We start from the raw sequence: 25,669 nt of genomic DNA on the forward strand, positions 1-25,669 counted from the left end.
GGGGCGCCCGGTGGGGGGGGCGGGTGGGGGGGCGGGGGGGGGGGTATGGGGGGCGGCCGGTTTCTTGGGATCGGAGTCCCGGCCCGTCGGCGGTCACGGGGAGGGTGGAGGTGTGGCCGCCGGCGGCGCGGGGGCCGCGGTCACCAGGAGAGCGGGTACCGGACCGGGTGGCCGCCTATCCGGCCCGGCAGCAGGCCGATGGCGACCAGGAGCCCGGCGGACAGGACGAGCAGGGGGAGGAAGGGCACCGGGTGCGGTGCCTGGAGGACCACGATGACGGTGGTGGCCACGGCGGGGGAGTGCGAGAGGTGGGTGAGCAGCATCGCGCCCATCGAGAGCCCGGCGGCGATGGCCGCGCCCCAGGCGGTGCTGCCGGTGACGGCGAGGGTGGCGTAGCCGATCAGCGCCGACATCAGCTGGCCGCCGACCAGGTTGCGCGGCTGCGAGATCGGCAGTCCGGGTGCGCCGTGCACCAGTGCCGCGCTGGCCGCCACCGGGGGGATCAGCAGCGGCTGGTGGAGCAGCACGCCGACCGCGACGAGCAGGAGGAGGGCGCCGATGGCGAAGACGGTGGTCCGGAGCGCGTGCAGCGAATGCGGTCGGGGTGAGGCGGCGGGTGGTGGCGTGGGCATGCGTGAGTGCTCCGGGTGGGGGGCGGGGGACCAAAAGATGATAAACAGACCGTTGAACGAAAGGTAGGACGTTTTCTGTGGGCGGAAAGGTAGGACCTTTTGTGAACGCACTGTCCGGCAGCACGACGTCCGTGACGGCGCCGTCCGTGACCGTCTTCCGTGACGTCCGGCCCTACGGTGCGGCCCAGGCCGTCGACCTGGTCTCCGTGGACGGACTGCTGGCCGAGCGGATGCCGGTCGGGGCGGTACCAGAGGTGGTCGAGGGCGCCGGGCGGATCGCGCTGCCGACCCTGGTCGACGCGCACATCCACCCGGACAAGACCGCCTGGGGCGAGCCCTGGCACAGCCGGCGTCCGGCCGGCTCACTGCCCGAGTACGTGCAGGGCGACGTCGACCTCTACGGGCAGCAGCGCACCCCGCTCGCCGAACGGGCCCACCGGCTGCTGGCCCACGCCGTGACACGCGGCACCCGTGCGGTGCGGGCCCATGTGGACGTGGCCCCCGCGTACGGTCTGGCCGGAGTGACCGGGCTCGCCGAGGTGCGCGAGCGGCTGGCCGGCGTACTGGACGTCCAGCTGGTGGCCTTCCCCCAGCACGGGGTCCGGCGGACGCCCGGCGCCGGCGCGCTGCTCGCCGAGGCGGCGGCGAGCGGGCTGGTCGACGCCGTCGGCGGGATCGACCCGGCGGGCTTCGACAGCGCCACGGCGGACGCCGAAGGGCCCGCTCAGCTGGACCTGCTGTTCGGGCTCGCCGAGCAGTACGGGCTGCGCCTCGACATCCACCTGCACGACAGGGGCGAGCGCGGCCTCGGCCCGCTGCGCGACATCGCCGCGCGGACCCGGGCGGCCGGACTGGCCGGGCGGGTGGTGGTCAGCCACGCCTTCTGCGTGCCCGAGCTGGTCGGCGCCCCGCTCGTGGATCTCGCCGTCGAGCTGGCCGAGTCCGGCGTCGGGCTCACCACCGTCGCGCCCTCGGCCCACCAGGTGCTGCCGTTCCGCGAGTTGCGGGCGCACGGGGTGCGGGTCGGGCTCGGCTCGGACGGGGTGCGCGACTCGTGGAGCCCGTTCGGCAACGCCGACATGCTGCACCGCGCCCACCTGCTCGGCTGGACGACGGACGCCCGCACCGATGAGCAGCTCGCCGACTGTTTCGCCCTGGCGGCCGACGGCGGAGCCGACCTGCTGGACCTGCCGCCGGTCACCCTGCGACCGGGCTCGCCCGCCGACTTCATGCTGGTGACGGGCGAGTGCCTGCCGCAGGTCGTGGTCGACCTGCCGGCGCGCGATCTGGTGGTCCGCGCGGGCCGGGTCGTCGCCCGGGACGGTCGGTTCACGGGCTGACCGCCGAGGTGTGAGCCGGCGTCGGTCGGCGTCGGCCCGGGGTGGGTCAGCCCGCGGTGACCAGCGTCGCCGGGAGGTAGCCGGAGGTTATGCCCAGCTCCCAGCCGTGCGCCTGGACGGCGAGCGCGGCGAGGGCGATCGGGACGACCGGGAGCAGGGTGCGGGGCGGGGCCGCCGCCGGCGTGCTGTCGCGGTGCAGGGTGAGACGGGCGGCGAGCGCCTCCTCGAAGGCGGCCCGGTCGTCGTCCAGCAGGACCCGCAGCACCCGCTGGTCCGGGCTCAGCCCGGGCTGCCACGCCTCGCCCGCGGTGTCCAGCGCCCGGGCGGCGGCCGCGCGTTCGTCGGCGTCCGGCTTGCGCAGCGGGGTGGGGCCGGGGGCGACCCAGGGCGAACGCTCCGTCTCCACGACGTGGAGGTAGTGGCAGAGCGCGTCCATCTCGGCGAGGGCGGTGGGCGCGGAGACCGACGTCCGGTCCGACCACGGCAGGCCGTCGCGGACCGAGGGCGCGTAATCCCTCGTGAGCAGCGGGCCGAGCATGCGCCGACGGTCCGGGAGCATGCCGCCGATCAGGCACATCGCGAAGGCCTCCACCCAGGTGGCGGCCGTCGGCGCGAAGTCCACGGTGTGGCCGAAGCGGATCTCCTCGCTGTCCAGCGTCTCGCCGATGTAGGGGAAGGGGACGTCGAAGTCGCCCCGGGGGAAGCAGCCGAGCTGGAGCACGCCGAGGGCGCACTCGGCCGCCGTGCCCAGGGCGCTGCGGGCGTCGGCGCCGGTGAGGGCGCGGTCCTCCAGGGTGAGGGCGCCGACGTGGTCGAGCAGGCCCTCACCCATCGCCCGGACGGACTCGATGGTCAGGCCGTCCTCGATGTCGTACCAGTGGCCGAGGGCCCGGCCGCGTACGTCCACCGAGGCGTCCCGGATCCCTTGGCGGACCACCGTGTGACACGTCACTTCCACCATCGCTGCTGTCTCCCCGTCGGTGGCGCGGCCGGTCGTTCCGCGATCCTGCGCTGACGGAACGGCACGCTAGCAGCGGGTACTGACAATCCTCAGAGGCGGTGGGCCGCGGTGGTCTCGTGGAGGTGGACCAGCACGTCGTAGGCCGGGCCGATCGCCAGGCGCGGCAGCGGGTTCGGGAAGATCGTGCCGGCGTCGTAGGTCGGGTGCTCCGTGTCCAGCCAGCCGCGGGCGGTCGGCGGGACGGAGCGCAGGTCGACGTAGTAGTCCCGGTACCGGACCCGGTCGAGGGTGTACTCGTTCATGTCGGCGGTGGCCGGCGGGACGGTCACCGTCTTCCACTCGGCCGCGAACGGGGTGTCCTTGGTGAGGAAGGAGCCGCGGTCGAAGGTGAAGCCGATGGCGAGGTAGCCCGGGCCCAGGGCGTCGCGCAGGTAGGAGCCCTGGGTCCTGGGGTACAGCACGGGGTCGCTGGACTTGTACCCGACGTGGCCGTTGTGGGCGGAGAGCAGCAGCTTGGCGCCGGTGTGCCGCTGCCACCACAGGACGTTGTCGGTCATCGCCCGGTCGCGGAGGGTCTGCTTCGCGGCCAGGTCGGCCGGGTCGTCGAGGTTCACGGCGGCGAAGGCGAAGGTCTGGGCGATGCTCCGGGCGTTCTGCAGCGCCCACTCGTACGCCTCGCCGCCGCTGCCGGTGGCCGCGGTGACCAGCTCCAGCGTCTGCTGCGCCAGCGCGGCCTTGCTCAGGCGCTCGGCGAGCGGGGTCCCGGTCACGTACGCGATGGCGTCGTCGAGCGGGCGCAGGGCGGCGTACGACTGCTCCAGGCGGGGCAGCGACCCGGGCGCCGCGCCCCGGACGTAGTCGGTGACCCGGTCGAACAGCGGGTCACCGACCGCGGGGAAGTCCAGGTCGTCGCCGACGAAGTGCACCGTGCGCTGCGGGTGTTCGCGGTTGTACGAGCGGATCCACTCGATCAGGTCGGCGAACTCCTGCCGCTCCCAAGGGGATCCGCTCATCGTCTCCTTGACGAGCCGTCGGGCGTCGCCGCCGGTGCGGCCCTGGACGTAGTCGTCGATGCGCAGGCCCGACGACCAACTGGTCTCCAGTGCGAAGGCGGTGAAGCCCTTCTGCTCGACGAGGTGGCGCAGCACCCGCTGCTTCATGGTGAAGAACTCGTGGGTGCCGTGGGTGGCCTCGCCGAGACCCACCACCGTGGCGTCGCCGATCATCGTGTCCAGCGCCCGGAGGTCGGAGTCCCGGCCGCCGGGCTCGGTGGAGCGCAACGGATGGGCGGCGGCGTCGAGTTCGGCGACCACGCGGGGGATCCGACGGTCGGCCTGGCCCTGTGCCGGTTGGTCCGCGACCGCCGCCGGGGCGAGCAGGGCGGTGGCCGCGAGGGCCGCGGTGGCGGCCATCAGGGATTGTCGGCCGATGCGGGTGCTGCGTACGGTCATGCCGGACTGCTCCTTGGTTCGGTGGGCTGGGGCGATGCGTTGACCGGCGAGAAAGGCCGGTAGACGAATCGTCTGCCACCGGGGGGCTCCGGCGCGCTGGGGGATACCGCCGATCCGTGGCGGGGGATATCCCCCGCACCGGCCCTGACTCCCCGTTCGGGGGCGGGGGGTCAGGGCCGTCGTCGGGCGGGCGTCAGAGGGCGTCGGCCCGGTGGGTGGGCTGCCCGTCCAGGACGGTGAGCAGGACGGGGAGGTCCGCCAGCTCGGTGGCCGGGGTGCCCAGCGGGTCGGCGGCCAGCGCGGTGAGGTCCGCGCGGTGGCCGACCGCGATCCGGCCCGCGAATTCCTCCTCCCCGGCCGCGTGGGCGGCGTTGACGGTCATCGCCCGCAGCGCTTCCAGCGCGGTGAGGGCCTGGCCGGGGTTGTGCGGGGGGCGGTCGAGGTCGCGGGTGGGGCGGCGGTGGCGGGCGCCCGCCATGACGCCCAGCGGCGGGTACGGGGCGATCGGCCAGTCCGAGCCGAGCACGACGGTGGCGCCCGCGTCCCACAGGTCGCGGCAGCGCCAGGCCCGGTCGGCCCGTTCCTCGCCGAGGCGGCGGGACCAGTTGTCGGTGTGGTCGGCCCGGGTGAAGTCGCAGCAGTGGGTCGGCTGCATGGAGGCGGTCACACCCAGCTCGGCGAAGCGCCGTACGACGGCGTCCGGGACGGTCTCGATGTGCTCGATCCGGTGCCGGACGGGGGACGGCTCCCCGGCCGAGGCCTTCTCGATCGAGTCGAGCGCGTGCCGGACGGCGGCGTCGCCGATCGCATGGGTGGCGGTCGGCACTCCGGCCCGGTGCAGCTCCCCGATGACGTGGGTGTAGTGCGCGGGGTCGGGCCAGAAGGCGTGGGTGGACTCGCCGTGGCAGTCCGGGCGCTCCAGCCAGGCGGTGCCGTTGTCGATCGTGCCGTCCATGAACAGCTTGACGCCGTCCACCCGCCAGAGCCGCCCGCCCAGGGCCTGCCGGTCGATCAGCGCGCGCAGGCCCTCCGCGTCCACCCCGGGCTGGCACCAGGGGGCGACCCGCAGGCGCAGCGGCAGGTCGCCGGCCTCGTCCAACTCGGCGTAGAGGTCCAGGCTGTCGCCGTTGGCGTCCATCGCGTGACCGCCGGTGAGGCCGGTGGCGGCCATGGCGCGCAGCGCGGTGGCCAGGCGCTCTCGGCGCTGGGCGCGGGTGGGCCGCGGGGCCGCGCGCTCGACCAGCTCGCAGGCGGCGTCCTCCAGCAGCAGGCCGGTGGGGCGGCCGGCGGCGTCGCAGACGACCTCGGCGGCCTGGTCGAAGGTGCGCGGGCCGTCCACGCCGGCCAGTTCCAGGGCGCGCGGGCTGGCGAGCATGGAGTGGGCGTCGAAGAGCTGGAGCAGCGCCGGGACGCCGTCCAGGACGGGTGCGAGCGCGGCGGACTCCACCGGGCGGTCGCCGAAGACGTTCGGGTCCAGGCCCCAGGCGTGCAGCCAGGCGCCGGAGGTGAGGCGGCGGACCTCGGCGGCGAGGGCGGCGCGGACGTCGTCCAGGTCGGCGCAGCGGGAGAGGTCCAGGCCGTGGGTCAGCTCGGCGCCGGTGACCGGGTGCAGGTGGCCGTCGACCAGGCCGGGGGTGACCACGGCGCCCTTGAGGTCGATCACCGTGGTCGCGGGGTCGGCGAGTTCGCGGATCGTGCGGTCGTCGCCGAGGGCGGCGATCCGGCCGTCCACGACGGCGAGCGCCGTCTGCGGGAGGAAGCCGCCGGAGGCGGGGTCGAGCAGGCGGGCGGAGAGGAGGACGAGGGAGGTGCGCACTTCGGCTCCAGGGGTGGTGCGGGGTGGGGGAGTCGGGGGTCGGGGGGTCAGGTCCGGTCGGCCGTGGGGGACTCGGGGTCGGTGGCGGGCTCGGGGTCCGCGGGAGGTGCGGTGGGTGCTTCGGCCGGGACGGCGGGGGCTTCGTCGGGCGCTTCCTCGGTGCCTTCGGCGGTGGCCAGGGTGCCGTCGGCCAGGCCCAGTTCGCGCTCGGCGGTGGCGGCGGCGAGCCGGGTGACGGCGGACGGGTGGTTGCCCAGGCCGGTGTTGGCGTGGGAGGCCAGGCCGTCGATCACGACCAGGATCCGAATCGCCGTCAGCACCGGGTCAGCCGTGCGGAGTTCGCCCTGCTCGACGCCGGAGGCGATGACGCCGCTGAGCCGCCCGCGCCAGTCCTTCTCCTGGTCGAGCACGCGCTCGCGCAGGACCGGTCGGTAGCGGCTGAGGTGGCGGGCGTTGAGCCAGAGCCTGCTCATGTCGTCGTAGGCCGGGCCGGTGGTGCGGGCGAAGAAGCGGGCGAGGTGCTTGAGCGGGGACCCGTCGGGCGGGTCGGCGGGCAGCAGCGTCTCCAGTTCGGCGGTGGCGGCGCTGCCGAAGGCCTCGGCGACGAGGTCCTCCACGGCGGGGAAGTAGTGGCTGATCAGCCCCGGCCGGACGTCGAGCTGCTCGGCGATCCGGCGCAGGGTGATGCACTCCAGGCCCTCGGTGAGGGCGACCTCGGCCGAGGCCCCGACGATCTCCGCCCGCCGGTCGGCGGGGGATTTGCGAACCCGTTTGCGCTGAACGCTTGACGTCATGTGCCGGATGCTATTGAGTGTGCGACCAATAAGCAAGCAGGTGGCCACGACACCCCCACGGAGGGCCCCCAATGGCGTCCACGCTCCCGGATCACCCCCACAGATCCCCAGGCCACGCAGACGGACCGGCGGACCGCACCGGCGGTTCCCCGGACCGTACGGGCGGTTCCCCGGACCACCCCGACGGGCCACCGGACCCCTCGCCGCACCCGGCCCCGCCCCGGCAGGAACGGAACGGGCGGGTCGAGGTCCACGGCATCGACCACATCCCCGAGACCGAACGGCGCGGCCGCGCCCGCGAGCTCTTCCCCGTCTGGGCGGCGGCCAGCGTCAACTACCTCAACCTGGTGGTCGGCGGCGCCCTCGTCCTCACCGGACTCAGCCTCTGGCAGGCGTTCGCCGTGGTCGTCGCCGGCAACCTCTTCTGGCTCGGCACCGGCCTGCTCGCGGTCTCCGGACCGGCGGCCGGCGCGCCCAGCGAGGTCATCACCCGCGCGATGTACGGCGTCCGCGGCAACCGCGTCAACAACGCGGTCACCGGCTGGATGATCTCCGTCTGCTACTTCGCGCTCAACCTCGCCGCAGCCGCCGTCGCCGCCTTCTCGCTCGTCGAGCGGATCGGGATCACCCCCACCACCCCGATCAAGATCGCCATCGTGATCGCGATCGTCGTGCTCACCCTCACCATCAGCGTGTACGGCCACGCCGTGATCCTCCGGCTCTACCTGCCGATGACCCTCGTGCTCGCCGCCGCCTTCGCCGTCGTCGGGTACGCGATCGTCCGCCACGCCGACTTCGGCTGGACCCAGGCCCGGCCGCTCGCCGGCGGCGAACTGTGGGCGGCCGTCCTGGCCGGACTCACCCTGATCGCCTCCGGCCCGCTCTCCTACACCACCAGCGCCGACTTCTCCCGCTACCTGCCCGCGACCAGCTCCCCCCGCGCGGTCCTCGGCTGGACGGCCCTCGGCGGCTTCCTGCCCAGCGTCGCGGTGGGCGGACTCGGCGTCCTCGGCGCCACCGCCGTCGACATGACCGACCCCCAGGCCACCCTGCAGCAGATCCTGCCCGGCTGGTTCAACCCCGTCTTCCTGCTCTCCCTCGTCGTCGGCACCATCGCCGTCAACGCCCTCACCGCCTACAGCGCCGGGCTCGCCCTCCAGGCCGTCGGCATCCGGATCCGCCGCACCCTGAGCGTGCTGGTGGACGGCGCGGTCGCCGTCTCGCTGACGCTGTACGCGCTGCTCGTCTCCAACTTCCTCGACACCGTCAGCAACGTCCTCCAGCTGACCGTCGTCCTCCTGGGCCCCAGCACCGCCATCTACGCCACCGACATCCTGCTGCGCCGCAACCGCTACGACGGCCGCGCCCTCGGTGACGAGACCCCCGGAAGCCCGTTCTGGTACCGCGCCGGCGTCAACCCGGCCGGTGCCGTCGCCCTCGCCGCCGGCGTGACCGGCGCCGCCCTCGGCGTCGACACCCTCTACACCGGCCCGCTGGCCGCGCTGGCGGGCGTGGACCTGGCCCTGCCGGTGGGCATCGTCGTGGCGGGGACCGTGTACGCGCTGCTGATGCGCCGCCGCGGGTGAGGTGCCGTGGGTGAGGTGCCGAGGGTGAGGAGCCGGGCCCCGGGGTCCCAGGGGGCGGGGCTCCGGGGGTGGGTCCTGCGGGTGGGGCCGGGCGTGTGGCCGGGCCCCGGGCGTCCGGGGAGGGAAAAAGGAAACGGCAAGGAGAACGCACTCCTTGCCACTTCCAAGCTATATCCCACCCCGGGGCTTGCGGCAAGGCCCCGGTCGTCCCGCAGAATCGATGGTCGAACGGCCATGACCTGCGGAAACGGGAGTCGTGAAATGCGTGTGTTGATGACGACGTGGGGATCGCGCGGGGATGTCGAGCCGCTCGCCGCACTGGCGGCGGCACTGCTGGGGCTGGGCGCCGACGTGCGGGTGTGCGCGCCGCCGGACGAGGAGTTCAGGACCCTGCTGGCGAGGGTCGGCGTACCCCTGGTGCCGCTCGGCCCGACGGTGCGCTCGATCGTCTCCGGCCCGAAGCCGCCGACGGCGCAGGACGCGTTCCGGCTGGCCCCCGAACTGGTGGCCGCGCGGTTCGACACGCTCACCGCCGCGGCCGAGGGCTGTGACGCGGTGGTCGCGACCGGCCTGATGCCGGCCGGTGCGCGTGACGTGGCCGAGAAGCTCGGCATCCCCTATGTGCTGGCGTGCTTCCACCTCCTCGGATTGCCGTCGCGGCGCTTCCGCCCGGGCGCGCGGCCGGGCACGCCCTCCCCGCAGGACGAGACCGACCCCCGGGTGCTGTGGAAACAGGACGCCCAGCGGGTGAACGGGTTGTACCGCGAGGCACTCAACCGCCACCGGGCCGCGATCGGCCTGCCGCCGGTGGACAGCGTCCGCGACCACGTCCTGACCGCCCGCCCGTGGCTGGCGGCGGACCCGGTGCTGTGCCCGTCGCAGGGCATGACGGACCTCGACCCGGTGCAGACCGGGGCGTGGATCCTGCCCGACGACCGCCCGCTGCCGGCCGACCTGGAGGCGTTCCTGGCGGCCGGTGAACCGCCGGTGTACGTGGGCTTCGGCAGCATGGCCGCGTACGCCCCGGAGGGCATCGCCCGGGTGGCGGTCGAAGCGGCCCGGGCAGCCGGCCGCCGGGTGGTCCTCGCCCGAGGCTGGGCAGGCCTGGCCCCGATCGACGACCGCGACGACTGCCACTCCGTCGGCGAGGTCAACCAGCAGGCGCTGTTCCGGCGGGTGGCCGCCGTCGTCCACCACGGCGGCGCGGGCACCACGACGGCGGCCGCCCTGGCCGGGGCACCCCAGGTGGTCGTCCCCCGGATCGCCGACCAGCCGTACTGGGCCGCCCGCGTGGCCGAACTGGGCATCGGAGCAGCCCACTCGGACCCCACGCCGACCGTCGGCACCCTGACCGCCGCGCTCACCACGGCCCTGGCACCCGAGACCCGTGAGCGGGCGAGGGCCGTGGCCGGGACGATCCGCGCCGACGGGGCGGAGGTGGCCGCGAAGCTGCTGTTCGAGACGGTGGCCGCCGCCGGCCGGGACAGGCACCCCGGGAGCGTGTGAACCCTGCGAGCCGTGCGAACCGCGTGAGCCGGGTGGAAGCAGCGTCGTCCGCCGAACCACGCGGAACCATGCTGAACCTGCGGCGTCGTGTGAACGGCAGCTTGCGCCAGGCGAGTTCCTCCTCTCGATCATCCTCCGTTCGGTCGGCCGGGGTGCGTGTCAGCCTGTGCGGGCGCCCGTTCCGGCAGCGTTCCGGCGACCGGGCTCCGGCCGTCGGCGCTGTCCGTTAGGGTGCCCACCGGTGCGCCCGGCCATCGCAGGCCGGCGCTAGGGAGGGCGGCATGACCGACGGCACGCGCACGGGTACGGGGAGGGGCGGCGACGGTATCCAGTGGCTGGCGACGGTCGGCCGACAGGGCACCGGCAAGCCGGGAACGAGCGGGTACGACTCCGACGGTGAGCCCGGCGGGGTGGTGTTCGCCCGGGGGATCCCGCCCGAGGAACTCGCCCGCCGGATGGGCGCCGACCCGGCTGCCGGGACCGAGCCGATCAGCGGCACCGAGATCCGGGACCTGGACATCGAGGTCTACCGCCCGAGCGACGACGGTGACGGTGTGATCCGGGTCGGCGAGTGCGGCGGCTGGTCGTTCGCGATCGAGTACGGCGACTCCACCGGCGGCGAACTGCTCACCGAGATAGCGCGCGACGGCGTCGAGGTGGTGCACTTCCGTCCGATGCCGGAGCAGCCGCCCGCACTGCTCGACTACGCCCGCGACGGCGCCGTGCTGTGCGGCTTCGGCCTCGGTGAGGAGCGCTGGCGCTGGGGCCAGGAGCCGGACCTGCTGGTACCGGACCTGGTCGCCGCGAGCGTGTTGGAGTCGGACGGCGTCACCCCCTGCGGCCCCGGCGGCGCGGACGGCGAGGCCGCCCGCCGCCGCTCCCTCGGCGCCGTCGAGCGGCGCTTCGGGCTGAGCCTGCCCCGGGCCGCCCTCGGGGGCCTGCGCCTGCCGGCGTACGCGGTGCGCGGTACACCGGGGATGGCGCCCCGGTGAGGAACGGGCGCCCCCGGCAGCGGCGTTGAGCGCAGTGGTGGACGACGTGGAGGCGAGAGACCTCTCAGCCATGGCCGGGCTCCTTCCCGGGCCCACCGGCGGGGCCCCGATGACCGTCATCCTCGCGGGAGGCGGGTCCTGCGCACATGTGCCGATCGGGAGGTTCGGCGGCCGCAGATCCCGGTGAGGCCCTGCCGATCGGCAGGGGTGGACGAGCGGCTGTGGCGGCGGCTCCCTCACCCGGTCGGCCGGTGGCAGTCCGCGCGGCGCACGCCCCCCGTCCGGAGGTTCCCGGCGGGCATCGGCGCTGCCCGGCCCCTAGGGTCTGAGGTGCGTCGACTGCGCCGCCGTCCGCGAGCCGCGCGCCGGGCGTACGCCGTCGCGCCGCGCGCCGGGGTGACCGGCCGACCCGAGAGGTGGACCACCCCCATGCACACCGTCGTCCGCGGCGCCGGAGCGCTCGGCCTGACCGCCCTGCTGCTCACCGCCGCCACCGGCTGCCAGGGCGGCGGTTCGTCCGCGGTCGAGCCCGCGCCGACGTCCCCGTCCACCGGGTCGTCCGCCGCCGGGGCCACCTCGTCCACCGGGTCGCCCGGCGCGGCCACCGGAGCGGCCGCCCAGAAGCTGGACTGGCACGCCTGCGCCGCCCCGAGCGCCGCCCAGGGCAGCGGCACCGCTCCCGCCGCCGACTGGCAGTGCGCCACCCTCAAGGCCCCGCTGGACCACGGCAAGCCGGACGGCCGGACGATCGACCTCGCGCTGATCCGCAGCCGGGCCAAGGACGAGCAGCACCGGATCGGCTCCCTGCTCTTCAACTTCGGCGGCCCCGGCGCCTCCGGCGTGGCCACCCTGCCCGCCCTCGCCTCGACCTACGCCTCCCTCAACACCCGCTACGACCTGGTGAGTTTCGACCCGCGCGGGGTCGGCGCCAGTGACGGGGTGACGTGCCTGGACGACAAGGCGACGGACGACAGCGCGACCGTCGACAGCACCCCCGGCAACCCGGCCGCGGTGAAGGCCCTGGACGACAGCAACGCCCGGTACGTCGCCGCCTGCGAGCACAACTCCGGCGCCGTCCTGCCGTACGTGGACACCGAGAGCGCCGCGCGGGACATGGACCTGATGCGGCAGGTGCTGGGCGACCGCAAGCTGTCCTACTTCGGGATCAGCTACGGCACCCAGCTCGGCGGCGTCTACGCGCACCTGTTCCCGCAGGAGGTCGGCAGGCTCGTGCTGGACTCGGTGGTCGACCCGACGAAGGACCCGCAGCAGTCCGCGCTCGGCCAGGCCCAGGGCTTCCAACTCGCCCTCGGCGACTTCATGAAGGCCTGCGCGACCCAGGTCGGCACCTCCTGCCCGACCGGCGCCGGCGGCGACGAGGGCACCGCGAAGATCGTCGCGCTGGTCCAGAAGCTGGAGCAGTCGCCGCTGCCCGCCGCGGACGGGCGGCAGCTCACCGCGACCCAGGCCGTGACCGGCATCGCGGGGGCCCTGTACAGCCAGGAGACCTGGCCCGTGCTCGCCGGCGGGCTCACCGAGGCGATGCGGCAGGGCACCGGCAACACGCTGCTCCAGCTCGCCGACGGGCTGAACGGGCGCGACGCGCAGGGGCACTACAGCAACCTGAACGCGGCGAACCGGGCGATCAGCTGCGTGGACGCCCGGCAGCGGTACTCCGACCAGGACGTCGAGGCGCAGCTGCCGCAGTTCCGCGCCGCCTCGCCGGTGTTCGGCGACTTCACCGCCTGGGGGCTGACCGGCTGCACCGGCTGGCCCGTCCCGGGCAAGGCCGACCACCCGGAGGTCGCCGCGGCGGGAGCCGCCCCGATCCTGGTGGTGGGCACCACCGGCGATCCGGCCACCCCGGTCGAGGGTGCCCGTGCGATGGCGCAGCAGCTCGGCGCGGGCGTCGGTGTCACCGTCACGCTGCGGGGCGAGGGGCACGGCGGGTACAACACCGGCAACCCCTGCCTGAAGCAGACCGTGGACGCCTACCTGCTGGACGGCACGGTGCCGGCGGACGGGACGACGTGCGGCTGAGCGCGGGCGGCGGCCCCGGGTGACCCGCCCCCAGGCGGCCCCCTGGGCGGCCTCTGGGTACCCCCCAGGGCGGCCTCCGGGTTACGGCGCGACAGGTGAAGTGGCCCAACAAAAGTCATGGTGATTGGCTCTGTTGGGCGGTCCACTTGGCCCGTTAGGCTCGTCGACGTGACGAACACCGAGGCGAACAGCGAGACCAGCACCGTGACCGAGACCGGCACCGCGACCCACCTGCCGACCGCGCACCCGACCAAGCCCACCAAGGTCGACTTCTACTTCGACCCCGTCTGCCCGTTCGCCTGGATCACCTCCCGCTGGATCCTGGAGGTCGAGCGCCACCGCGAGCTGGACCTGACCTTCCGGGTGATGAGCCTGTCCGTCCTCAACGAGGGCCGCACCGACCTGCCCGAGCGCTACCAGCGCCTGATGACCACCGGCTGGGGCCCCGTCCGGGTCTGCATCGCCGCCGCCGAGAAGCACGGCCGGCACGTGCTGCGCGACCTGTACACCGAGCTCGGCACCCGCCTGCACGACCAGGACCGGGCGGCCGACGACGCCGTCATCCGCGAGGCCCTGGTCGCGGCCGGCCTGCCGGAGGAACTGGCCGACGCGGCGAACAGCACCGAGTACGACATCGCCCTGCGCAAGAGCCACCACGAGGGCATGGACCCGGTCGGGGAGGAGGTCGGCACGCCGACCATCCACGTGGACGGCGTCGCGTTCTTCGGGCCGGTGCTGAGCGCGATACCGCGCGGCGAGGACGCCGTACGGGTCTTCGAGGGCGTCCGGCTGCTGGCCGGGTACCCGAACTTCTTCGAGCTCAAGCGGACCCGGACGGGCTCGCTCGACTTCTCCTGAGGCACGTCCGCTGAGGCAGGTCCGCCCTCCACGGCCGGCCTCTCCGGCCCCGCCGCCGGCGTCATCCGGCTCCACCGTCGGCCCTCCGGGCTCCCGTCCGGGCGCCGGGCGTCCGACCATGGAGACGGAGGCTCGGTGCCCCCGAGAGGCGGTGAGCGTGGATGATCGTACGAATCCGGCTGCGGGTTGCTCGTCACCCCACGACGCCCTCGGGCTCCGACGAGGGCCGGACACCCGGCCCGGAGCCCGGCCGGGACCGGGTCCGGGGGTCGAACTCCGGCCCGGGCCCGCGCTGGGGCCTCGGCCAGGGGCCGGGCAGGGGCTCCGGCCAGGGGCCCGGCTCCGGCCAGGGCCCCGGACGGCGGGCCGGCCCCGGGGGCCCGCCCCCGCCCCCGCCGCCCTCGTGGCGCCGCTGGCTGCTGCCCGTGGCCGTCCTGGTCACGCTGCTCCTGGTGGTGCTGTTCGCCAACCCCGGCACGCCCGGGACCCGCTACGGCTACACCGACTTCCTGAACCGGGTCGACGCCGGCCAGGTGCAGACGGTGGACGTCAGCGACACCGGCGGGGTGAGCGGCACGCTCAAGGACGGCACCCACTTCACCAGCCAGATCCCCACCGCCCTGGACACCTCCCAGCTCAGCCGGGCGCTCGGCGACCAGCACGTGACGGTGACCGGCAGCCGCGCGAGCAGTGGCAGTTCGATCTGGTCCACGCTGCTGCTGTTCCTGCCGCTGCTGCTCTTCGGCGGGCTGTTCCTCTGGTCGGGCCGGATGGCCGCCCGCTCGCTGGGCGGCGGGCTGAGCGCCATCGGCCGCTCCCGGGCCAAGATCATCGAAGCCGAGCGGCCGGCCACCCGGTTCGCCGACGTCGCGGGGTACGAGGGGGTGAAGCAGGAGGTCAGCGAGGTGGTCGACTTCCTGCGCAGCCCGGAGCGCTACGCCGCCGCCGGGGCCAAGGGGCCGCGCGGGGTGATCATGGTGGGGCCGCCGGGCACCGGCAAGACCCTGCTGGCCCGGGCCGTCGCGGGGGAGGCCGAGGTGCCGTTCCTGTCCGTGACCGGCTCCGGGTTCGTGGAGATGTTCGTCGGCGTCGGCGCCTCCCGGGTGCGCGACCTCTTCGACGAGGCCCGCAAACGCGCGCCGTCCATCGTCTTCATCGACGAGATCGACGCCGTCGGCGGCCGCCGGGCGGGCGGCACCCGCCTCGGCGGCAACGACGAACGCGAGCAGACCTTGAACCAGCTGCTCGCCGAGATGGACGGCTTCGACCAGAGCACCGGCATCGTCGTCATCGCCGCCACCAACCGGCCGGACGCCCTCGACCCGGCGCTGCTGCGCCCCGGCCGCTTCGACCGCCAGGTCACCGTGCCGCTGCCCAACCAGGCCGAACGGGCCGCCATCCTCGCCGTGCACACCCGGGGCAAGACCCTCGCCCCGGACGCCGACCTGGACCGGATCGCCCGCGGCACCCCCGGCTTCTCCGGTGCCGACCTCGCCAACCTCGTCAACGAGGCCGCCATCAACGCCGTCCGCGCCGAGCGCGCCACCCTCACCGCCGACGACCTCGACACCGCCCGTGACCGGGTGCTGCTCGGCCGCCGGGAGTCCTCCAACGCGCTGCTGCCCGACGAGCGGCACGCCGTCGCCGTGCACGAGTCCGGGCACGCGCTGATGGCCGCGCTGTGCGAGCACGCCGACCCGGTGGCCAAGGTGACCATCCTCCCGGCCGGCGTCTCCCTCGGTGCCACCGAGCAACTGCCCGAGGCCGAACGGCATCTGTACAGCGAGAGCTACCTGACCGACCTGCTGACCGTGCAACTCGGCGGGCGGGCTGCCGAGCTGGTGGTGTTCGGCGAAGGCTCCACGGGCGCCGCCAACGACCTCGCCAACGCCACCTCGGTCGCCACCAGGATGGTCCGCGAGTTCGGCCTCTCCCCGGAGATCGGCCCGGTCGGTTACTCCAGCGGCAGCCCCCACTACCTCGGCGACAGCCCCGAGGACCTGCTGCGCCGCCCGTACTCCGAGCAGACCCAGCGCGCCGTGGACGAGGCGGTCGCGGGCCTGCTGCGCCGGGCCGAGCAGCGGGCCGTCGGCCTGCTGACCGCGCACCGGCACCACCTGGACGCGCTGGCGGACCTGCTCGTCGCCCAGGAGACCGTGGACGGCCGCCTGGTCCTCGACATCCTGAAGCGCCCGGAGGCGGCCGGGCACCCGGTCTCCCTGGCCAAGCCGGGGGCCGGCGCGGACACCCGGGCGGACGGCGGGCCGGACGGCGGGTCGGACAGTACGCCGGACGGCGGGACGGACGCGGGGCCGGAGGTGCGCGGGCCCGGCCCGTGACCCGCGCCGGGCAGGGGTGCGACGGCCCCGGGGCTACGGCGCGGGCGGTCGGTCGAAGAAGGTCTCCAGGACGACGGTCGCCTGCGTCCCGCTGACGCCCTCGATCGCGTAGAGCCGCCGCAGTACGTCCTGGAGCTGCTCGGTGGTCGCCGTCCGCACCTTGACCAGGACCGAGGCGCTGCCCGCGATGACGTGCGCCTCCTCGATCTCCGGGATCGCGGCGAACGCCTGCGCGGAGTCCCCCATCCAGGCCGAGGACTCCACCATCACGAAGGAGAGCACCCCGAGCCCGAGGCTCCTCGGGTCGACCTCCACCGTGGTGCGGCGCACGACGCCGCGCTCGCGCAGTTTGCGCACCCGCTCGTGCGCGGCCGCCGTGGAGAGCCCCACGGCCCTGCCCAGTGCCGCGTACGCCTGCCCGGCGTCCTCCTGGAGCAGGGCGAGCAGGGCGCGGTCGGTGTCGTCGAGGTGATCGCTGGCCATGGTCGGACCATACCGCGTTCTGGCATACTCCAGGTCGTCGGAACCACATTCGGTCAATGGCGACACGAGGTGAATGATGTCTGGCTCTATCGAGCACGGGCTGTACGAGATCCTGGATGAGCGGTTCCGCCGCTGCGCCAACGGCGACATCCGGCTGGAGAAGCTCTACGGCGACTGCCGCTGGGCCGAGGGCCCGCTCTACCTGCCCGCCTGGCGCCAGGTGATCTGGAGCGACATCCCCAACGACCGCCTGCTGCGCTGGGACGAGGCCACCGGCGAGGTCGGCGTCTTCCGCTCCCCGGCCGGGCACCCCAACGGCAACACCCTCGACCGCGAAGGCCGGCTGATCAGCTGCGAGCAGGGCAACCGCCGGGTCACCCGCACCGAGCACGACGGCCGGATCACCGTCCTCGCCGACCGCTACCGGGGCCGGCGGCTCAACTCGCCCAACGACGCGGTCGTCCGCTCCGACGGCGCGATCTGGTTCTCCGACCCGGACTTCGGCATCACCAGCGACTACGAGGGCCACCGCGCCGAGTCCGAGATCGGCGCCCGCAACGTCTACCGGATCGACCCGGGCAGCGGAGAGGTCCGGCTCGCCGCCGAGGGCTTCGAAGGGCCCAACGGGCTCGTGTTCTCGCTCGACGAGCGTCAGCTCTACGTCAACGACAGCCGGGCCGGGCACATCCGGGTCTTCGACGTCCGGGACGACGGCGCCCTCACCGGCGACCGGGTCTTCGTCCGGGGCGTCGGCTGCCGCTTCGACAACATCCGCTTCGACCTCGACGGCCGGCTCTGGGCGGCGGCCTTCGGCGACGGCGTCCACTGCTACGCGCCCGACGGCACCCTCATCGGCCGTATCCTCGTCCCCGAACCCGTCTCGAACCTCACCTTCGGCGGCCCGAAGAACAACCGTCTCTTCATCACCGCCACCACCTCGCTGTACTCGCTGGTGACGACGATGACGGGCCCGCACCGCGTCGCCCCCGCCGAGGGGAGCGCCGCCCCGTACCGCGTCCAACCCGAGGAGTCGGAATGACCGAGCCCCTGACCGCCGACCTCCAGCGGGAGATCGCCCGCGCCCTCGGGGTCGCGCCCGTCCCCGACCCGCTGCCGGAGGCCGAGCGCCGGGTGGCGTTCCTGGCCGGGCAGGTCCGGGCCGCGGGCGCCCGCACCCTGGTGCTCGGCATCAGCGGCGGCGTGGACTCCACCACCGCCGGGCGGCTCTGCCGGCTCGCCGTGGACCGGCTGCGCGCCGAGGGGTACCAGGCGGCGTTCTGCGCGATGCGGCTGCCGTACGGGGTGCAGGCGGACGAGGACGACGCCCGGCGGGCCGTCGCCTTCATCGAGCCGGACGAACTGCTGACCGTCGACGTCAAGCCCGCGACCGACGCGGCCCTGGACGCGCTGCTGGCGGCCGGACTGGCCTTCACCGACCGCGCCCACGAGGACTTCGTCCGCGGCAACGTCAAGGCCCGGCAGCGGATGGTCGTCCAGTACGCGGCGGCGGGCGCCAACGGCGGGCTGGTCGTCGGGACCGACCACGCCGCGGAGGCGGCCGTCGGCTTCTTCACCAAGTACGGCGACGGGGCGGCCGACGTGATGCCGCTCTCCGGCCTGACGAAGCGTCAGGTGCGGTCCATCGCCGAAGCGTTGGGCGCACCGGCCGAACTGGTCAAGAAGACCCCGACCGCCGACCTGGAAGACCTCGCCCCCGGCCGCCCCGACGAGGACGCCCTCGGCGTGACCTACGACGCGCTGGACGACTTCCTGGAGGGCCGGCCCGTCGACGACGAGGTCTTCGCCACCGTCCTCGGCCACTACCGCCGCACCGCGCACAAGCGCGCCCTGCCGGCCACCCCGGACCCGGCCTGACCGACCGGCACCAGCGCGCCGCGAGCACGGCGCGAGCAGGGCGGGAACGGCGGGCCGGACGGGCCGGAAACAGGGGAGAGGGGAACGGGCATGGCGGGAGCAGGCGCGACGGACCGGAGCGGCCGCGCGGCCGGCGCATCGCCGCGCTCACGCACGGCGACCGGGCCGCCTGGGAGGGGACGGCCATCTTCCATGAACTGGTCCGCCTCGCCCTCGACGGCGCCGACCCGGTCCGGGCGATCCCCGAGGTCCTGGCCCACGTCGACCCGGACAGCCGCGAGCGCTACGCCACCGTCCTCGCCCCCGACTGGCACCCCGACCGCGCCACCGAGGCCAACGGTGCCGTCTGGCCCTGCCTGGGCTCGGCGGTCTGGGCGCTGCGCACCACCGACGGGTTCGACGCCGCGATCCGGGCCGCGATCGACCTCGGCGGGGACACCGACACCGTGGCCGCCGTCACCGGCGGGCTGGCGGGGGCCGTCCACGGCCTGGCGGCCGTCCCGGAGCGCTGGATCGAGCCCCTGCACCTGACGCTCCCCGGGTTCGGTGACCGGGTGCTGCGCCAGGGCGAACTGCTCGCCCTGGCGGCGGCGTTGGCCGGCTGAGGCGTCAGAACACGAACGTCGGGTGCCAGGTCAGCAGCAGCACGATCAGCGACAGCGGGATCAGGGAATGGACGGTCAGCGCGCCGAACATCGCGCAGCGCCAGCGGCGTTGAGGCGTCGACTGCTTGCCCGCGACGGCCAGGCCGAGCAGCGCCGCGAACCCGACGATGCCGAACAGTGCCGCCGTCTGCTCCACCGCCCCGTGGTACTCCGAGGTCGTCTGCTCCCCGGCCCACCGCCAGATCCGGGACAGCAGCCAGGCGTCGATCGCCGCCGTCAGCGCGGCGTACACCGCACCGGTCCGCAGATCCGCCGACTCCGTGCCCCGGCCCTTGCTCCCCGTTCGCGCCACTGCGTCCGTCCCCCCGATGCCGACCCGCTCGCGTGCCTCGCTACGGTACCGGGGAAGGGTTCGGAACCGAAGGGGCGGGAGCGCCCGGAGTCGAACCGTGTGCACCGAGGGACCGGTGGTCGACAGGCGGTCGGCCGAGACGCGAGGGGAAAGACGTGACGGGGGCGGACATGACGGCGGACCAGCCGGCGGGGGAGCGGCTCGCGGTGGTGTCGGGCGGCGGCACCGGCATCGGCAGGGCGATCGCGGCCCGGCTGGCCGCGGACGGGCACCGGGTGGTGATCCTCGGGCGCCGGGCGGCCGTGCTGGAGCAGGCGCGGGAGGAGGTCGAACGGACGGTCGGACCCGGCCGGATCGTCCCGGTGGCGGCCGACCTGACCGACCCGGAGGCCGTCCGGGCGGCCGCCGACCGGATCGCCGGGCTCGGGCCGGTGGACGCCCTGGTGAACAACGCGGGCGCCATCGTCACCCCGCCCGCCGACGACAGCCTGACCGCGCTGGCCGCGTCCTGGCGGCGCGACCTGGACACCAACCTGCTCACCGCCGTCCTGCTGACCACCGCCCTCCAGGGCGCGCTGCGCCGCCCCGGCGGCCGGGTGGTCGTGATCAGCTCGGCGGCGGCCCAGCGCGGTGGCGCGGGCCCGCACTCGGCCGGCTCGTACGCCGCCGCCAAGGCCGCCCTGCACGGCTGGGCCTTCGGCCTGGCCCGGCAGTTGGGGTCGGACGGGATCACGGTCAACGTGCTCGCGCCCGGCTACGTGGCGGCGACCGAGATCTTCGGCGCGGACCGGGACGAGGAGTTCCACGCCCGCAAGGTCGCGGACACCCTGGTGGGCCGGGCCGGCACCCCGGCCGACGTGGCGGAGGCGGTCGCGTACATCGCCTCCCCGGCCGCCGGTTACCTGACCGGGCAGGTGATCGGCCTCAACGGCGGTGCGGTGCTGGGACGCTGACGCCCCGGCCGGAGGGCGGTGAACCGACCGAGTGCGGCGGCCGGGGAGCCGGAGGAGTCGGCGAGGAGCCGGGCAGGAGCCTGCGCCGCCGCCGGAGGGCCCGTCAGGCCACCGGACTCAGTCCCCGTCGGCGTCGGCCTCGGCGGTGGGTGCGCCGCCGGACTTGATGCCGAGCTTGACCTCGGCCGTCGTCCAGTCGGTGGCGATCGCCTGCTGGACGGCGGCCAGGGTGACCTGGCCCTTGCAGATCGCGGTGTGCAGGTGGGTCTCGACCGAGTCCTTGGGGTTGTTCGGCCCCTTGCCCGGGACGTGGCCGGGGGACGGCGGCTGCACCCACAGGTTGCGCGCGTCGTTGGGGTCGCCGCCGAGCTGGAGGCTGATCAGGTGGTCGTACTCGGCGTCGCCCATCGGGCCGGTGTAGCCGTAGGACTTGGCGTTCTCGGCCTTCTCCTTGCCGGTGAGGTTCGCCGGCGGGCGGATGGTCGAGGTGTAGCCGCCCGGCTTGCAGATGGTGTCCTTGACGGTGTCCTGGGTCACCGCCGGGCTGATCGCCCCCGGGGTGCAGTTCGGGTCGGGCAGCGGCTGCTTGTCCGCGGTGTAGCGGTAGTGGCAGCTGCCCGGCGCGGGCTGCGGCTGGACGTCGTAGGAGCTCTTCGGACCGGGTCCGGTGACGATCGCGGCCGGGGCGGGCTGGGCGGCGTCGCCGGCGGCGGCCGGGGCGGAGCCGTGGCCGGCGGGCGTCTTGGCGGCGTGGCCGCCGCCGGACGAGCAGCCTGCGGCCGCGGCGAGCAGGACGGCCGCGGCCACGGCCAGGGCGCGGCGGGCGGGAGCCGGCACGGGTTCCTCCATCGGGGTGTGCGTGAGCGGCGGTCACCGGTGTGCCGGGACCGCGCCAGCGGACACTACCGTGTCGACAGGGCCGAAGGAGTGACGCCACGTCCGGGCGGGGGAAGCCTTTGCCGGGCGTGCGGAACCGTTTCCGCACAGCTGCCCCGCCCTGCCCCGCCCCGCCCCGCCGCCTCGTCCTGCCCTGCCCGGCGCCGTGCTACGCCGCGCCGGGCAGGACGGGGCCGGCGGCTACTGCGCCGCGATCCAGTCCGAGACCAGATCCTCCAGCGCCCCCAGCGGCAGGCTGCCGTGCCCGATCAGCTGGTGGTGGAACTCTCGGACGTCAAACCGGGCGCCGAGCGCGGCCTGTGCCCGCTCCCGGTGCCGCACCAGCTCCCGACGGCCGATCAGGTAGGCGGTGGCCTGGCCCGGCCAGGCGATGTAACGGTCGATCTCGTTGCGGACGTTGGCCTCGGTGGTGGCGGTGTTGTCCCGCATGAAGGCCATCGCCCGCTCCCGGGACCAGCCGTAGTGGTGCATCCCGGTGTCCACCACCAGCCGCACCGCCCGCAGCGCGTCCATCGAGAGCATCCCGAAGCGGGAGAGCTCCGAGCTGTACAGCCCCATCTCGTCCGCGAGCCGCTCGGTGTACAGGCCCCAGCCCTCGACGTGGGCGGTCAGCTGGGCGCTGGGCTTCTGCCGGAACTGGGGCAGGTGGTGCAGCGTCTGTGCGACGGCGATCTGGAAGTGGTGGCCGGGCACGCTCTCGTGGAAGGCGATCGCCTCGTACTCGTAGCTGAACCTGGTCTCCGGGTGCAGCGTGTTGATCCAGTGCGTACCGGGCAGCCCGCCCGGGCCCGGCGGCTGGTAGTAGGCCAGCGGCGCGGTCTCCGCCTCGATCGGGTCGATCTCCTTGGTCACGCAGTCGGCGATCGGGTACGTGTGGAACCAGTCCGCCGAGGCGCGGCGGGCCCGCTCCAGCGCGCCGTCCACCAGGGTGATCATCTCGGCCGCGCTGCCGAAGCGCAGCGAGCGGTCCTCGCGCAGGGCGGTCAGCACGGCCGCCGGGTCGTTGATACCGAGCACCTTGCCGCCGAGCTCGGCGAACTCCTCGCGCAGTGCCGCGACGGCGTCCAGGCCGATCCGGTGGACCTCCTCGGGGGAGAGCCCGGGCCGGGTGAAGCGGGCGACGGCGTCGGCGTAGCCCTCGGTGCCGCCCGGGACGTGGCAGACGCCGGCCCGGTCGTCCGGGCGGGCACCGGGTGCCAGCTGCTGGACCAGTCCGGCCCGGTAGCGGGCGATCGCCGGGCGGACGGCGTCGCGCACGATCGTCCAGGCGCGCTGGTACTCCGGGCGGCCCCGCAGCGGGCGGAGCAGCTGGTCCTCGTCCGGTCCGGCCGTGAGGTGGGCGTCCAGCTGGGCGGCGGCGGCGTCGACCCCGCTGCGCAGCGGGTGGCGGCCCTCGGCGGCGGCGTCCACGGCGCGCCGCAGGGCGGCGTCGAAGTAGCCGGGCAGGCCCGCGAGCCGCTCCAGGTAGGAATCGGCGCCCTCGTGGTCGACGGGGGCCATCGTGATCGAGATGAAGGCCTCGTTGTGCGGGGCGACGATCGTCGCCGAGACGCTGAAGTCGGCCAGGCCGTGGGTGGCCTGGCCGATGCCGTTGTCGATCAGCCGGGCGAGGACCTGGTGGGTGACGCGGTCCTCGCCGGCCAGCCGGCCCGGTCCGTCCGGTGTGCCCGGTCCGTCCGGTCCGCCCGGTGCGTCGGGTCCGTCGGGTCCGTCCAGGGGGATCGCGGCCAGTCGCGCGCCGAGGTCCCGCAGGACCTCGCGGTGGTGCAGGGCGGCGTCGCGGGACGGGTCGGGCAGCAGGTGGGCGTAGCCCTCGACGCCGCCGAGGGTGGCGTCGAACGGGTTGTGGCGGTTCTCGGCGTCGAAGTACTCGTCGGCGAGTGCGGCGAGTCCGGCGTGTTGTGGCTGCTCGATCACGGGTCCCCCTGGTCCGGTGCGGTCACTGCGGATCGGGGCTCCCCGGGGTGCCCCGATCCCGCCGATTATTCGGAGTGATCCGCGACGAGGTCAATACACCTCGGGGGACGAGGAGTTCCGCATTCCGCCTGACCCCGTGGGACCTCGCCGGACCCCGCCCGGCCCCGCCGGGAGCCGGGTGGCCCGCACAACGACGGTGCCGACGCCCGGGGAGACGGACGTCGGCACCATCGGTGTGCGGGGGAGCCGACGGCCGGCGCCCGAGCGGGCGCGGGTCGGTGCCCGGGGGTCAGCGGGCCTGGCCGGCCTTGGCCTCCTTGGCGGCCAGGGCGGCCTCCTTCTCGTGCTTCGCCTTGATCCGCGCGGTCTCCTTGCGGAGGTCCACCTGGTTGGCGCGCTCGTGCTGCAGCCACAGCGGGTTCTCGGCCTTGATCGCCTCGATCTGCTCCGTGCTGAGCGCCTCGGTCACGCCGCCGCGGGCCAGGCCGGAGATCGAGATGCCGAGCTTGGCGGCGACCACCGGGCGGGGGTGCGGGCCGTTCTGGCGCAGCTCCTGGAGCCACTGCGGCGGCTCGGACTGCAGCGCGTTGAGCTCCTCGCGGGAGACCACGCCCTCCTGGAAGTCGGCCGGCGCCGCGTCGAGGTAGATCCCCAGCTTCTTGGCTGCCGTGGCCGGCTTCATGGTCTGGCTGGTCTTCTGCTTGAGCGATGTCATGGTGACAAGGGTAAGGGAGCGCGCGGGCGCTTCCGGTCACGGTCGGTAGCCTTGCCCTGTGACAGAGATGCAGGTGAACCCGTCCTTCCGGCTCGCGTACGTCCCGGGCGTGACCCCCGGCAAATGGGTCCGGGTGTGGGACGAGCGGCTCCCGGACGTTCAGCTCGACCTCCTCGCGGTCCCGGTGGGTGACGGCGAGCGGACCCTGCGTGAGGGCGGCGCGGACGCCGGGCTGGTCCGGCTGCCGGTGGACAAGGACGTGCTCAGCGCGATCCCGCTGTACACCGAGGCCACCGTCGTGGTCTTCCCCAAGGACCACTGGCTCGCGGCCGCGGAGGAGGTCGCGCTCGACGACCTCGCCGAGGAGGTGGTCTTCCACCCCCTCGACGACACCCTGGGCCTCACGGCCGACACCCTGCCCGGGCGCCCGGCCGTCGCGCGCCCGGACACCACGGCGGACGCGGTCGAGCTGGTCGCGGCCAACGTCGGCGTGCTCCTGGTGCCGCAGTCCCTCGCCCGGCTGCACCACCGCCGGGACCTCACCTACCGGCCGGTGCCGGAGGCGCCGCAGTCGCAGGTGGCGCTGTCCTGGCCGCAGGAGCGGACCACGGACCTGGTGGAGGAGTTCATCGGGATCGTCCGGGGCCGTACGGTCAACAGCTCGCGCGGACGCGGGCAGGCCGAGCCGGCCGCCCAGCCGAAGAAGGCGGCGGCCCCGCGCAAGCCGCAGCAGCAGAAGGCGGGCGGGCAGAAGGCCGGGGCGCAGAAGGCCGGGGCGCAGAAGGCGGGCGGTGCCAAGGCCGGCGGGCAGAAGCCGAGGCCGTCGGCGGGCGGCCGGGGCGCGGCGGCGGCCCGGCGCGGCAAGCCGAAGCGGCGCTCGTAGCCCCGGGGGCCCGGGTGGCGTAGCGTCGGCCCCGTTTCGTCGGGCCGTGGTGGCCGGGCGGTGGCGGGAGGAGCGGGGCCGTGTGGCATGACCTGGTGGTCGTCCAGATTCCGATCGTGGAGAAGGTCCTCCGGACGGTCGCGGTCTATGTGTTGATCCTGCTGCTGTTCCGGCTGGGCGGGAAGCGCGGGCTGGCCGGGCTGAACACCTTCGACATGGTGGTCGTCTTCCTGCTCTCCAACGTGGTGCAGAACGCCATCATCGGCAATGACAACAGCCTGCTCGGCGGCGCGATCGGGGCGGTCACCCTGGTCGTGGTGAACTCCGCCGTCACCCGCTGGCTCGCCCGCGACCCGAGGGCCGCCCGGATCCTGGAGGGCACGCCCACCACCGTGGTCCGGGACGGCGCGCTGGTGCCCGGCGCGCTGCACAGTCTGGCGCTGCGCCCGTCCGAGCTGGAGCACGCCATCCGGGTCCAGAACGGCGACAACGTGTCCGACGTCTCGCGGGCCAGGCTGGAGCCGGACGGGCAGCTGCTGGTCACCCTGAAGGCGAGCGAGCAGGGTGCCACCCGGGGTGACGTGGAGGACCTGCGGCGGCGGCTGGAGACGATCGAGCGGCTGCTCTCCGAGATCGCCGACGGGCGCCGGCCGGCGAGCTGACGCGTCGCCGGG

General features: G+C 74.6%; 22 protein-coding genes and 1 pseudogene. 13 read left to right on the forward strand and 10 right to left on the reverse strand.

Annotation, left to right across the window (positions count from 1 at the left end; all coding sequences use genetic code 11):
- Positions 1-140: 140 nt before the first annotated feature.
- Positions 141-632 (reverse strand): HPP family protein, encoded by a 492-nt coding sequence (locus ACFQ6N_RS25485; protein ID WP_380653323.1) that lies wholly within the window; start codon positions 630-632, stop codon positions 141-143.
- 101 nt (positions 633-733) lie between these two features.
- Here ACFQ6N_RS25485 and ACFQ6N_RS25490 point away from each other — a divergent pair, with 101 nt between their 5' ends.
- A complete protein-coding gene (locus ACFQ6N_RS25490; protein WP_380653326.1) occupies positions 734-1,972 on the forward strand; it encodes an amidohydrolase in 1,239 nt (412 codons plus the stop codon).
- A 46-nt stretch (positions 1,973-2,018) separates the two neighbouring features.
- On the opposite strand, the gene ACFQ6N_RS25495 is transcribed toward ACFQ6N_RS25490, so the two are convergent.
- From ACFQ6N_RS25495 to ACFQ6N_RS25510, 4 genes are all read right to left on the reverse strand, one after another.
- A complete protein-coding gene (locus ACFQ6N_RS25495) occupies positions 2,019-2,933 on the reverse strand; it encodes an immunity 49 family protein (RefSeq protein WP_380653329.1) in 915 nt (304 codons plus the stop codon).
- A gap of 89 nt (positions 2,934-3,022) precedes the next feature.
- On the reverse strand, positions 3,023-4,384 hold the full coding sequence (locus ACFQ6N_RS25500) for an erythromycin esterase family protein (protein WP_380653332.1): 1,362 nt from the start codon (positions 4,382-4,384) through the stop codon (positions 3,023-3,025).
- Positions 4,385-4,577: 193 nt separating this feature from the next.
- Positions 4,578-6,200 carry an amidohydrolase gene (locus ACFQ6N_RS25505; RefSeq protein WP_380653335.1) on the reverse strand — a complete coding sequence of 541 codons (1,623 nt, stop codon included), beginning with the start codon at positions 6,198-6,200 and terminating at the stop codon, positions 4,578-4,580.
- A gap of 47 nt (positions 6,201-6,247) precedes the next feature.
- Positions 6,248-6,994, reverse strand: coding sequence for a TetR/AcrR family transcriptional regulator (locus tag ACFQ6N_RS25510; protein WP_380653337.1), 747 nt, complete (start codon positions 6,992-6,994; stop codon positions 6,248-6,250).
- A 71-nt stretch (positions 6,995-7,065) separates the two neighbouring features.
- Between ACFQ6N_RS25510 and ACFQ6N_RS25515 the strand changes: the two genes are divergently transcribed.
- The 6 genes from ACFQ6N_RS25515 (at position 7,066) to ftsH (ending at position 16,315) form a co-directional block, all read left to right on the forward strand.
- Positions 7,066-8,580 (forward strand): purine-cytosine permease family protein, encoded by a 1,515-nt coding sequence (locus tag ACFQ6N_RS25515; protein ID WP_380653340.1) that lies wholly within the window; start codon positions 7,066-7,068, stop codon positions 8,578-8,580.
- Positions 8,581-8,841: 261 nt separating this feature from the next.
- Positions 8,842-10,086 carry a glycosyltransferase gene (locus ACFQ6N_RS25520; protein WP_380653343.1) on the forward strand — a complete coding sequence of 415 codons (1,245 nt, stop codon included), beginning with the start codon at positions 8,842-8,844 and terminating at the stop codon, positions 10,084-10,086.
- Positions 10,087-10,367: 281 nt separating this feature from the next.
- A complete protein-coding gene (locus ACFQ6N_RS25525) occupies positions 10,368-11,078 on the forward strand; it encodes a DUF6461 domain-containing protein (RefSeq protein WP_380653346.1) in 711 nt (236 codons plus the stop codon).
- A gap of 429 nt (positions 11,079-11,507) precedes the next feature.
- A complete protein-coding gene (locus tag ACFQ6N_RS25530; RefSeq protein ID WP_380653348.1) occupies positions 11,508-13,118 on the forward strand; it encodes an alpha/beta hydrolase in 1,611 nt (536 codons plus the stop codon).
- Positions 13,119-13,322: 204 nt separating this feature from the next.
- The gene (locus tag ACFQ6N_RS25535) at positions 13,323-13,976 is read left to right on the forward strand and encodes a disulfide bond formation protein DsbA (protein WP_380653451.1); all 654 of its coding nucleotides are present in this window, start codon (positions 13,323-13,325) and stop codon (positions 13,974-13,976) included.
- 161 nt (positions 13,977-14,137) lie between these two features.
- Positions 14,138-16,315 carry an ATP-dependent zinc metalloprotease FtsH gene (gene ftsH / locus ACFQ6N_RS25540; protein WP_380653351.1) on the forward strand — a complete coding sequence of 726 codons (2,178 nt, stop codon included), beginning with the start codon at positions 14,138-14,140 and terminating at the stop codon, positions 16,313-16,315.
- A gap of 33 nt (positions 16,316-16,348) precedes the next feature.
- Here the strand turns inward: ftsH and ACFQ6N_RS25545 are convergent, their stop codons facing one another.
- Positions 16,349-16,798, reverse strand: a complete 450-nt coding sequence (locus ACFQ6N_RS25545) for an Lrp/AsnC family transcriptional regulator (protein WP_380653353.1) — start codon at positions 16,796-16,798, stop codon at positions 16,349-16,351.
- A gap of 76 nt (positions 16,799-16,874) precedes the next feature.
- Here ACFQ6N_RS25545 and ACFQ6N_RS25550 point away from each other — a divergent pair, with 76 nt between their 5' ends.
- The 3 genes and pseudogenes from ACFQ6N_RS25550 to ACFQ6N_RS25560 all read left to right on the forward strand — a co-directional run.
- Positions 16,875-17,837: an SMP-30/gluconolactonase/LRE family protein gene (locus ACFQ6N_RS25550; protein WP_380653454.1), complete on the forward strand. Its 963-nt coding sequence runs from the start codon at positions 16,875-16,877 to the stop codon at positions 17,835-17,837.
- Positions 17,834-18,673: an ammonia-dependent NAD(+) synthetase gene (nadE, locus tag ACFQ6N_RS25555; RefSeq protein WP_380653356.1), complete on the forward strand. Its 840-nt coding sequence runs from the start codon at positions 17,834-17,836 to the stop codon at positions 18,671-18,673. Before ACFQ6N_RS25550 ends, nadE begins: the two co-directional genes overlap by 4 nt.
- A 131-nt stretch (positions 18,674-18,804) precedes the next feature.
- Positions 18,805-19,278 (forward strand): annotated as a pseudogene (locus ACFQ6N_RS25560) (ADP-ribosylglycohydrolase family protein); the annotation flags it as partial.
- Between the two features lie 4 nt (positions 19,279-19,282).
- On the opposite strand, the gene ACFQ6N_RS25565 reads toward ACFQ6N_RS25560, so the two are convergent.
- A complete protein-coding gene (locus tag ACFQ6N_RS25565) occupies positions 19,283-19,630 on the reverse strand; it encodes a hypothetical protein (RefSeq protein ID WP_380653359.1) in 348 nt (115 codons plus the stop codon).
- Between the two features lie 170 nt (positions 19,631-19,800).
- Here ACFQ6N_RS25565 and ACFQ6N_RS25570 point away from each other — a divergent pair, with 170 nt between their 5' ends.
- A complete protein-coding gene (locus tag ACFQ6N_RS25570) occupies positions 19,801-20,583 on the forward strand; it encodes an SDR family NAD(P)-dependent oxidoreductase (RefSeq protein ID WP_380653362.1) in 783 nt (260 codons plus the stop codon).
- Positions 20,584-20,700: 117 nt separating this feature from the next.
- Here the strand turns inward: ACFQ6N_RS25570 and ACFQ6N_RS25575 are convergent, their stop codons facing one another.
- The 3 genes from ACFQ6N_RS25575 to ACFQ6N_RS25585 all read right to left on the reverse strand — a co-directional run bounded on the left by ACFQ6N_RS25575 (position 20,701) and on the right by ACFQ6N_RS25585 (position 24,112).
- Complete coding sequence (locus tag ACFQ6N_RS25575) at positions 20,701-21,432, reverse strand: hypothetical protein (RefSeq protein WP_380653365.1); 732 nt, start codon at positions 21,430-21,432, stop codon at positions 20,701-20,703.
- Positions 21,433-21,660: 228 nt separating this feature from the next.
- On the reverse strand, positions 21,661-23,397 hold the full coding sequence (locus tag ACFQ6N_RS25580) for a DUF885 domain-containing protein (RefSeq protein ID WP_380653368.1): 1,737 nt from the start codon (positions 23,395-23,397) through the stop codon (positions 21,661-21,663).
- A gap of 289 nt (positions 23,398-23,686) precedes the next feature.
- Positions 23,687-24,112 (reverse strand): DUF5997 family protein, encoded by a 426-nt coding sequence (locus ACFQ6N_RS25585; RefSeq protein ID WP_380653370.1) that lies wholly within the window; start codon positions 24,110-24,112, stop codon positions 23,687-23,689.
- A gap of 58 nt (positions 24,113-24,170) precedes the next feature.
- On the opposite strand from ACFQ6N_RS25585, the gene ACFQ6N_RS25590 reads away from it, so the two are divergent.
- Positions 24,171-24,995 (forward strand): LysR family substrate-binding domain-containing protein, encoded by an 825-nt coding sequence (locus ACFQ6N_RS25590; RefSeq protein ID WP_380653372.1) that lies wholly within the window; start codon positions 24,171-24,173, stop codon positions 24,993-24,995.
- An 80-nt stretch (positions 24,996-25,075) separates the two neighbouring features.
- Positions 25,076-25,657 (forward strand): DUF421 domain-containing protein, encoded by a 582-nt coding sequence (locus tag ACFQ6N_RS25595; RefSeq protein ID WP_380653375.1) that lies wholly within the window; start codon positions 25,076-25,078, stop codon positions 25,655-25,657.
- Positions 25,658-25,669: the final 12 nt, after the last annotated feature.

It is taken from the genome of Kitasatospora sp. NPDC056446 (assembly GCF_042796115.1).
Lineage (GTDB): Bacteria > Actinomycetota > Actinomycetes > Streptomycetales > Streptomycetaceae > Kitasatospora.